The organism is uncultured Nostoc sp., from assembly GCF_964245575.1.
Lineage (GTDB): Bacteria > Cyanobacteriota > Cyanobacteriia > Cyanobacteriales > Nostocaceae > Nostoc.
Genome location: NZ_CAXTNP010000282.1, coordinates 1 through 9390 on the forward strand (window position 1 = coordinate 1; position 9390 = coordinate 9390).

8 protein-coding genes and 1 pseudogene are annotated in these 9390 nt (G+C 42.1%); 4 read left to right on the forward strand and 5 right to left on the reverse strand.

The genetic code is table 11. From position 1 onward, the window contains the following. Positions 1-2115: pseudogene (locus ACFFAP_RS31255) on the reverse strand (alpha-mannosidase); the annotation flags it as partial. Positions 2116-2202: 87 nt separating this feature from the next. Here ACFFAP_RS31255 and ACFFAP_RS31260 point away from each other — a divergent pair. The 3 genes from ACFFAP_RS31260 to ACFFAP_RS31270 all read left to right on the forward strand — a co-directional run bounded on the left by ACFFAP_RS31260 (position 2203) and on the right by ACFFAP_RS31270 (position 5519). Continuing rightward, on the forward strand, positions 2203-3888 hold the full coding sequence (locus ACFFAP_RS31260; RefSeq protein WP_375514854.1) for a hypothetical protein: 1686 nt from the start codon (positions 2203-2205) through the stop codon (positions 3886-3888). Positions 3889-4257: 369 nt separating this feature from the next. Next, a complete protein-coding gene (locus ACFFAP_RS31265) occupies positions 4258-4482 on the forward strand; it encodes a hypothetical protein (protein WP_375514855.1) in 225 nt (74 codons plus the stop codon). A 116-nt stretch (positions 4483-4598) separates the two neighbouring features. Further along, a complete protein-coding gene (locus tag ACFFAP_RS31270; RefSeq protein ID WP_375514856.1) occupies positions 4599-5519 on the forward strand; it encodes an alpha/beta hydrolase in 921 nt (306 codons plus the stop codon). A gap of 75 nt (positions 5520-5594) precedes the next feature. Here the strand turns inward: ACFFAP_RS31270 and ACFFAP_RS31275 are convergent, their stop codons facing one another. The 4 genes from ACFFAP_RS31275 to mnmE all read right to left on the reverse strand — a co-directional run bounded on the left by ACFFAP_RS31275 (position 5595) and on the right by mnmE (position 8733). Beyond that, positions 5595-5903, reverse strand: coding sequence for a hypothetical protein (locus ACFFAP_RS31275; protein ID WP_375514857.1), 309 nt, complete (start codon positions 5901-5903; stop codon positions 5595-5597). A gap of 62 nt (positions 5904-5965) precedes the next feature. Further along, positions 5966-6736, reverse strand: a complete 771-nt coding sequence (locus tag ACFFAP_RS31280) for an SDR family NAD(P)-dependent oxidoreductase (protein WP_375514858.1) — start codon at positions 6734-6736, stop codon at positions 5966-5968. A gap of 6 nt (positions 6737-6742) precedes the next feature. Next, positions 6743-7246: a GNAT family N-acetyltransferase gene (locus ACFFAP_RS31285; protein WP_375514859.1), complete on the reverse strand. Its 504-nt coding sequence runs from the start codon at positions 7244-7246 to the stop codon at positions 6743-6745. Positions 7247-7341: 95 nt separating this feature from the next. Further along, entirely contained in the window at positions 7342-8733 is a 1392-nt protein-coding gene (gene mnmE / locus ACFFAP_RS31290) for a tRNA uridine-5-carboxymethylaminomethyl(34) synthesis GTPase MnmE (protein WP_375514860.1), read from the reverse strand. A gap of 230 nt (positions 8734-8963) precedes the next feature. Between mnmE and ACFFAP_RS31295 the strand changes: the two genes are divergently transcribed. After that, complete coding sequence (locus ACFFAP_RS31295; RefSeq protein ID WP_375514861.1) at positions 8964-9164, forward strand: hypothetical protein; 201 nt, start codon at positions 8964-8966, stop codon at positions 9162-9164. Positions 9165-9390: the final 226 nt, after the last annotated feature.

Below are 9390 nucleotides of genomic sequence, written 5' to 3' on the forward strand. Positions count from 1 at the left end.
GGGTGGGAGATGAGGGGGAAAGCCAAAATATGCGGTAGCCTACGGGTGGAATTTCGGTGGCGAGAAATATTAGGGTTGATGGTTTAGATAATTGGGAGACAAGCTGCTTTCCAGAAGCATCGTAAATCTGCCATTCCTCTGGCGTGGGTAAGGCTAGAGGGACTACCTCAGAGCGTTGCCAATTGAGAGAATTGAAAACGAAAATAGGCAACCTGTCGGGTTTTGGTGGTTCTGATAGGGTAATGTGAGATGCGATCGCTAAAAGTGATTCCTGTAATATCTTGGTTCCCATTTGTTCCACTTGCTGCCACTGGGGCAACGCATCTGTGTAAACTTGGGTAATTGAAGAACCAGGTAAAATATTATGAAACTGTTGAAATAAAACCTGCTTCGATTTCTGCTTTAGGATATGTCAAACCACAGCTTACGGTTGCCAAGGCAGCAAATAGTTCAGCTTGATACAATAAATTTTCACAACGACGATTCCAGCGTTTTTGATCTGCGTGTGTAGTGTAGCAACCACGATGTAATTCTAAGTATAATTCGTCATTCCAGATGGGGAAGGAAGGGGGAGCAGGGGGAGAATCATAACTACTGACTCCTGACTCCTGACTTCTGCCTTCTTTACTGATTTGCTGTAAATACTTTTCAGCCGTTGTGAATTCTAAGTCTGGGAAGAAAGGCGACTTTTGCCAGCGTTGGGTGGTTCCTAACATATCACGGGTGGGGCCGCCGCCGTGGTCGCCGACACCGGGAAGCCAGAGGGATTCTGGTAAACCAGTTTGGGATTGCCATTCCAGAGCGTAGGATGCCATTTTAACTGGGTCAATGCTTTCACCCATAGGTGCAGACATCAAACTAAAGACTTCGCTACCATCAGGCGATCGCCACCAAAAAGCCCCATAATCAAATTTAGTAGTATCATTCCACCGCAACTTCTGCGTGACAAAATACTCAATTCCGGCATTAGCGAAAAACTGCGGTAAAGTGGCACAAAAACCAAAAGAATCTGGAACCCACACCACAGTTGAAAGCTTACCAAATTTTTCTTGGATGTAGCGTTGACCATACAATAGCTGACGGACTATTGATTCACCAGCAATCAAGTTGAGTTCAGGTTCCACCCACATTCCGCCGACAACTTCCCAACGTCCAGCAACTACCTGTGCTTGAATTGCCCTGAATAAATCCGGGCGATGTTCTTCAATCCAAGCATAAAGTGCGGGAGTTGAATGACAGAAAATTAACTCAGGAAAATCTGCTTGCAACTTCAGAACCGATTCAAAAGTGTTTTGCGTCACATTCCAAGTTTCACTTACGGGCCATAGCCATGCTAAATCTAAGTGAGCATGACCCAACAGGAAAATTTTAGATTTTTGATCTCCCCAACCCCCCATCAATTGGGGGGCTAAGATGTCGGATTGAATTAAATTTTGACGTAGAGACAAAAACGATACCAAATCTCCCTTCTCTTCCTCCGTGTCCTTGGCGTCTTGGCGGTTCGTAACCTCCCTCACCATCGCCGCCAAAACATCCAACTTCTTTGGTGCAAACTTTTCCAAATAAAGTTGCACCACAGCTAACTCATTAGCCACAAAACCCGGATCGGGATTATTATCAACAGTAGACTCATAAACTAGGAGCGATCGCACTAAAGCACCATCACAATGTCCCGGACTCACTAACCGCAAAGCCACAATAAACTCTTCCCCTGGCGTCACCCCGTGGCCCAGAAGCACTCTCGGCGAACAATCAAATAAATCACTCTCCAGCACTAACTCCCCATTCACATAAATCTCAGCAGAATCTGCCCACCAAACCAGCGCCAGCCGCAAAGATAACCCAGCTAAGGAATAGCCCTGTAAATGCTTGAGGAACCACCAATCTTTGCACTAGCCATAGGACTTTTTTCTCGCCTGTCCAAGCAATATGTTCTTTAGCATTCAACTGGACAGGTTGCCAATGAGACAAATCAGCAGCTACAACATCAGTAATAATCAAGTCAGATTCCTGGTATAGCCAAGTAGACTGAAGATTAACTTGACAAAAAGAGCGCAGTTGCTCAATTGCTTGTGAGATGAATTTGGTCTGGGATTGAGAGACAGTCGGGGTCATATATTCGCTAAGATGAGGTGTTGGTCGTTTTTATTGTTTGGCCCGAGTCTCACAACTGAACAAGACTTGAACTAAAAAATTACTACTATGTCTTCTGGTTCCTCTGGTCGTTATCAAAGCAGACTATTTAACTTTGTCCACCAGCAATCTCGGCGGGTGACACAACAGTGGGAACACACCTTCCGGCATTTGCAAGTTGCCACTAAGTGGGGTGTGGAGGTACTACTTTACCCAATGTATCTACTGTTTCAGTCATCTGAATCATCTGGGAAAATGCTACAGACCAAAGAACCACAAACTAGACTAAAGTTACAACCAAATAATACCGATTTCCAGCCCAAAATTCCAAATGTTGATAGTCCCATTCAACATGTACTAGAGGCAGTCAATAATCTGTTATCAAATGAAGCCGCTTCTACTCCTGCAAAAACAGTTGAACCTTTCAAACCATTGGCTTTATTGGGAGTTTTACGGCTAAAATTCGCCGCTCATAAATCTACTAATAATCCTAATCTTACTCAATTATCAAATATTACTGAGAATCAGACCGGAACTCTCAACCCTTTACAGCTAGAGAATGCTCTCAATCAGGATCTTCCAGTAGTGCGGGGAATTGCCACAAATTTGATAGGTCGTAGTTTAGTACTTGTTACTGCCGACAATGAAATTCTAAATATTTTGACACCCCAGCAGCAGGCAAAATTAGAAGACCGAGTTATTAACGAAGTTGCTAATTACTGGAAGTCTTCTCTACGAGACGCTGCGCGTTCGCGTAGCGTTCCGTTGGCGCAGCCTCTCGTAGAGAAGGAAAGGCAGTTGATTATAGCTAAAAAAGAAACAGAGTTATTACCACAAATCGACCGTTTATTAGCAAAATTAACGGATGGAAATCCAGCTAAAATTTCAGTTTTAGCCGAGGAGATACCAAAAGATTTACTTAATACAAATAGATTATTAGCATTTCTAGATATAGCCGTTGCTAAATTGGAATCAAATGCTTTAGTACCTGTGCAAGAACGTAGCCAAGAAATTGTCAAAGTTGCCCAAACTCAGTTAAATATATTTCTTTATGGCAAAGAGCAATTAGCTGCTCGGGGAGAAATTACAGCCAATGCTGACGGTTTGGAAACTCATACACTGAATCTTCAAGCTTTGATTGAGGCAGCGCTTAATTACTTTTTTGGTGTTGGGAATAGAAAAACATTTGAGTCAACAACGAGTCATGAGCGATTTCCAAGTAAACTATTATCATCACGCCTGAGAAAGTCTTTATCCAAAAGCTCTCAGTTGGAGAACCAGGATTTAACAAATGATCCTTGGCTAACATGGAATGATTTATTTGGCGACACCGAAAACATTGCCCAAAAGCCAGTTACACTTTCTGAGAGGACAAATCCTGCTTTAGCCTCAAGTTTATCAGCAGAACATTTTCCAAAAAATAATTTGACTGTAAGACAACCTAAAGTTGGATCTGGTTTGGTGCGAAGAAGTCAAAAAACATCTGGAAAAATTGCCTCTGTAAAACAAACCCGAACTAGCATTTCCCAATCTAAAAGCGAAAGTAGTAAAGGGGAAATTTTACACCAGCAATTTCACCAAAGTAGTCAAGTTGAGGCGCAGCCAGACTGGATAGAAACCAAAGCAACTTCAATAGGTTACGAGAAGCACCCCTTAGAGCAACTTCTGGAATGGGTTGATTTTGTTATGCTCTGGCTAGAAGAAAGATTTGTAAAGATTTTTCAGTCGTTACGGCAACTATGGCAGGGGAAATAATAGTAATTTGTAATTCGTAATTAAAATTCGTCAGATTTCATCTGGGTTTATACCATTTCACTTTAATAATGATACAAATACGCTGATAGGGGCATGGCAATGCCATGCCCCTACGATAAATTTATATGTATCAGGATTTTGTTTTCGTGAATTAGTATTACAGGTTTACATCTGTAGCCTGATTTTGAATAATTGGTATAAGCTGGTAAATATTTTTTAATAAACTATTATAATATTTACAAATTTTTAATTAAAGGAGAATTTTGATTATCTATAATGTTATTGGTGGTTGTCTAAGTAAAAATTATTGTTTACTGTAAATATTTAAATTTTCAAAATCCACTAGATAAACCGAAAATTGAGACATTTGTGGTAAATGTGCCTCAAATTCCTAAGAAAGGTGAAACAATTGTAGTCGAAAGAATTTCACCCCAAAAGCAGTTTGTAATTATTTTTGAATACATTGTGACAGCAGTGCAATTTAACGCTTCTAGAGAATCGGCTGACTCAGCAGATGCTCAGGTAAACGCATTTCTAAATCACTGTTGGGAGGGAACATCAAATTTCCAAGTTACAAACTTTTTAGAGCAATAAACCCTCACTACAACATGTGATTGAGGAAATAACGTAACAATTTAGCTCCTGTTGGTCATTAATAATTAGTTGACATGTTAGTAGCTTGCTGGGAAAATATGTAAAAAACTAACCCTATGATTGACCATAGTGATCGCGTCGTGTCTCGTAGAGAAGGCAGATTTCAGGGTGTTGGAGGACTTGACCTGTATTACCAAAGCTGGTATCCAGAGGGTAAAGTACGGGCAATATTAGCCATTGTGCATGGACTCGGAGGACACAGCGATCGCTACAATAATATAGTTCAGCATTTGATACCCAAACAATATGCTGTCTACGCCTTAGATTTGCGTGGTCATGGACGCTCATCAGGTCAGCGAGGCTATATCAACGCTTGGAGTGAGTTTTGCGAAGATTTGGGAGCTTTTTTACAGTTAATTCAGACTCAAAATCCTGGATGCCCAATTTTTCTTTTGGGTCATAGTTTAGGCGGGGTGATTGTCTTAGATTATATTCTGCGCCATCCCCAACAAGCATCAGTATTGCAAGGTGCGATCCTTCTAGCACCAAGCTTGGGGAAAGTTGGGGTTTCACCGATTCGGCTGCTTTTAGGAAAAATGCTCTCACGGGTGTGGCCGCGTTTTACCCTGAATACAGGCATTGACCTGAGTGCTGGTTCACGAGATCAGCAGGTTTTAGCCGCCATTGCTCAGGATACACTACGACATACCCTTGCTACTGCCCGTCTGGCTACAGAATTTTTTGCAACAGTTGATTGGATTAATGCTCACGCAGCTGATTGGCAATTACCATTGTTGATTCTCCACGGTGGTGTAGACCGAGTAGCTTTACCTGCGGGAAGCGACATCTTTTACCAACGGGTAAACTGCACAGATAAGCTGAGAATCGAGTATCCGGGAGCCTATCACGAAATTCAGAGTGACCTCAATTATCGAGAGGTAATGGCTGATTTGGAAGATTGGTTGGAGCGACACCTACCACCCCAGACGGCGCAGTTAGGACGGGGAAGCGGTGAGTTAGAGTTTCCCAGTTCTTAGCTTTCAGTACTGTATCCTACCAGAGCGATCGCATCCACTTCCATCAAACAGGCGATCGCATATTAAAATACAGAGTCAGTTATCTGAAAAATACATTACTGAGGATTGAAAGTTTTTTCCAACCAAAATAGGCTCTCCCTTTACTCCTCCACGAGTAAGAGTACAAATTTTATAAAGGTTTTCGCACTCAAAGATTGCCATAACTAGCTCTTTCCCCGTTTGATAAGAGGATGGTAAGGGTTTACCTACCTCGCATTCCATATCAATTTCGCGATCGCGCCACTGTAACTTCCAAATACGCTTTTCGGTTATTGGTGCTTTGACAGACCGAGCAAAAGCACTATACACCTGCTCTGCTTTGATATCATCCTTAGCTGCTGGCACAAAAAACTTCATAGGCTGAGGTTACAAGTAACGTAAGTTTTATTAGCACCAGCGTAACGCAGTTACCAAGGCAATCTGCTTCCATTCCATGAGAAAAACTGTCCACTATCACCTTCTTGAAGCTGTTCGATGACAGTCAATAATTGGGTAACGGTGCGTTCCACTGAGAATAATTTTTCCGCAGGTACATTTCCCTGGAAAGGATGGGAAAGACGCGTATCAGTTGTACCAGGATGCAATGTCACTATTAATGCTTTAGGACAACTTCTTTTATACTCAATTGCCGCAGTTCGCATCAACATATTGAGTGCTGCTTTAGAAGCGCGATAGCCATACCATCCACCAAGTTGGTTATCCCCAATACTGCCCAATTTCGCAGAAATAGTGGCAAACACGCTGCGTTCTCCATGACGAAACAAAGGCAATAGATGTTTAGCTAGCAAGACAGCACCAATACTATTTATTTGAAAGTAGCGCAGCAAGTTTTCTGAATTGATCTGTCTTAAACTTTTTTCAGGTTGTAAAGTATCCTCATGCAGCAGTCCTACACAGTTGACTACCAAATGCAGCTTGTCAACTTGGGTACGTATTTTTTGAACAGCTTCAACAATCTGCAATTCGTCAGTAATATCCATCGCCAAACAAATTAATCGCTCAGAATGTTCGCCTGCAAGAGCTATTAAATCGGAGGCTGATTCCGGTTGACGATAAGTTGCATAAACTTTGGCTATTCTGTCATCTTGTAGCAATTTTTTTACAAAACCCAAACCAATACCTTGGCTGGCTCCCACAATCAATGCATTCACAGGATTAATTTCATCAAGAAAAGACATATCAATTTAGGTCAGTTGTGGAGGTATTTCATATTCGTAGCGAGAGACGAAATAAGCGCCAACTTGTCTGTCGCTATGATGACGGAAACCAAATCCTTCATATACTGCTCTCAAGCGCGGACGCAAAGCATCGCAATCTAGACGTAAATAACGTTTACCAAATGTTTGTGCGTGTTCAACAGCCCAAGCCAGCAGTGCTGAAGAGACTTTACCACCAGAGTAATGTCTCCGAATAGCAAGACGATGTACAAATGCTGACTCCTGCTGAGAAATGTCAGGCCAGAAAAGTAAATCCTCAAGCTGAAACTTGATTGTACCAGCTGGTTCACCTGCCCATTCCGCAATAAAAAACAAGCCCTTGGCAACATCTTCCGAGATATTTTCTGGCGAAACCTCGCTATCACGCCACAGAGGCATACTACGCTCCTGGAGCCACAAAGCTGCTTCTAACAGCACATCCGAGACTATCACCGTATCTTGTAAAGTTGCTTGGCGAATTGAGATGTACATTTAGTTATCAATTGCAGGTTAAGTTGAATAATAGTAAAACTTCACAAAGATTACTATAAATGTTGGGTTGCATTTCACTTTTGGCAATCTACCCTTTATTTACCAATACAAAATTTGCTAAAAATCTTATCTAAAACTGATTCTGTAACCTCTTCTCCGGTAATTTCTCCTAATGCTTGAATTGCACCACGTAAGTCAATAGTCCAAAAATCAAGAGGTAACTGCTGGGCAATTGTTGCTTGTACTTGTTCTAAAGAAACTGTAGCTTGAGTTAATGCTGCTGCTTGTCGTTGATTAATGGCTAAATCCATATTAGCAGCTTGAAGTTTTCCCAATTTTACTATTTCTAAAATTGCTGTTTCTAAAGCATCAATGCCTTGGTTTTGGGCTGCTGCTGTGACAATTTTAGATTTTATATTTGGGATTTGGGATTGAATATTTTTGCTTTCGTCTTCTACTAAATCGATTTTGTTAATAACTAGAATTAATGGACGGTGTTGCACTTGTTCGTAAATTCTTTGATCGCCTTCTGTCCACCCATCTGAAGCATCAATGGTAAGCAAGACTAAATCTGCTGCATTTGCAGCACGACGCGATCGCTCTACGCCAATTTTTTCCACTTGGTCTGTTGTTTCCCTAATCCCCGCAGTATCTAGCACTTGTACGGGAATTCCGCCGACAACTAACTGCGATTCCACCACATCGCGGGTTGTACCGGGTAAGTCAGTCACAATAGCGCGATCGCTCTGGCTCCAAGCGTTCAATAAGCTCGACTTACCCACATTCGGACGCCCCACAATTGCCACTTTTAAACCAGTGCGTAGCAACTCACCTTTGTCTTTGGTTGCCAATAACCTAGTGATTTCTGCGGCAATTTTCTCGATTTCTGATATTATGACTTTATCATCCAACGGAGTCAGGTCTTCCTCAAAATCGATTCGAGCTTCGATTTCTGCCAAGATATCTAAACAGTTGGCGCGTAACTGCCGGATCGGATGAGCTAATTTCCCCTGCAAACCAGCTAAGGCAGTTTGAGCAGCTTGGGGCGATCGCGCTCCCACTAAATCAGCAATACCTTCGGCTTGAGTTAAATCCAATCGTCCATTCAAAAAGGCACGGAGAGTAAATTCTCCAGGTTGGGCTAGTCTAGCGCCGTTTTCCAAACACAGTTGTAATACCTGTTGCACTGCCATAATTCCCCCGTGGCAATGGAATTCTACCACATCTTCACGGGTGTAAGAACGGGGTGCTTTCATAATCAGCAACAGGGCTTCATCTACCAGTTGTTGCGTTTGGGGATGGCGAATGTAACCGTAGAGAATCCGATGACTTTCCCAAACTTGTCGCCCTGGTGCGTGAAAAAGAGTTTGGGCTAGAGCCATTGCTTGGGAACCGGACACCCGGACAATACCAACACTACCCTGTTGGGGGACAACAGCAGTGGCGATCGCAGCGATGGTTCCAGTAGTGGCAAAAACTTCTGACATGAGTGCCCTTTATAAGAGTGAGGAGAGACGCGATTAATCGCGTCTGTACTTAGGAGTCAAAATCATAACTCATAACTGATAACTTTCTAAATGGTAGGTATTTAGACTAATAAGATGGCAACTGACAAGGTAAAATTTACCTAGAGGTTAATGCCTGATAGTAAAGAGTTAAGAGTGAAAATTAAAACTCACAACTTATAACTCATAACTTTTAGAGAGAGGAATTTACTGTGGAGCAAAAAATTAACTGTGCTGTAGCCTGTGTTAACGGGTGTGTTTTAGGGGATAAATGCCCGAATACCGAGTATAGAGAGGCCGCTGCAAAATTTCTTCAAGAGACTCCCTTAGACAAAATGTTGGAGTTGGCACAAGAACGCCTGCGTAAAAAAATGACGGAACCGCCAAAATGGGTTTTTCCTGAAGATCCATAGCATTCGCGCCAACAGGCTCAAGCAAGACAGCGCAAAGGTTAAATAGTATCTGGATCTATATTTAATTCTCGCAGTTTTGCCGCCAAGTGATCGCTGCGTTGCTTTTGTTATTAGCGCCGCTAAAATCAGCCCAGAAACATTAGCGGCAGCGGCACTATAACATCCAAGGTTAGTCAAGTCGCTTCTCGAAATTAAAAATTAAAAATATAAAATTAAAAATTGCAAT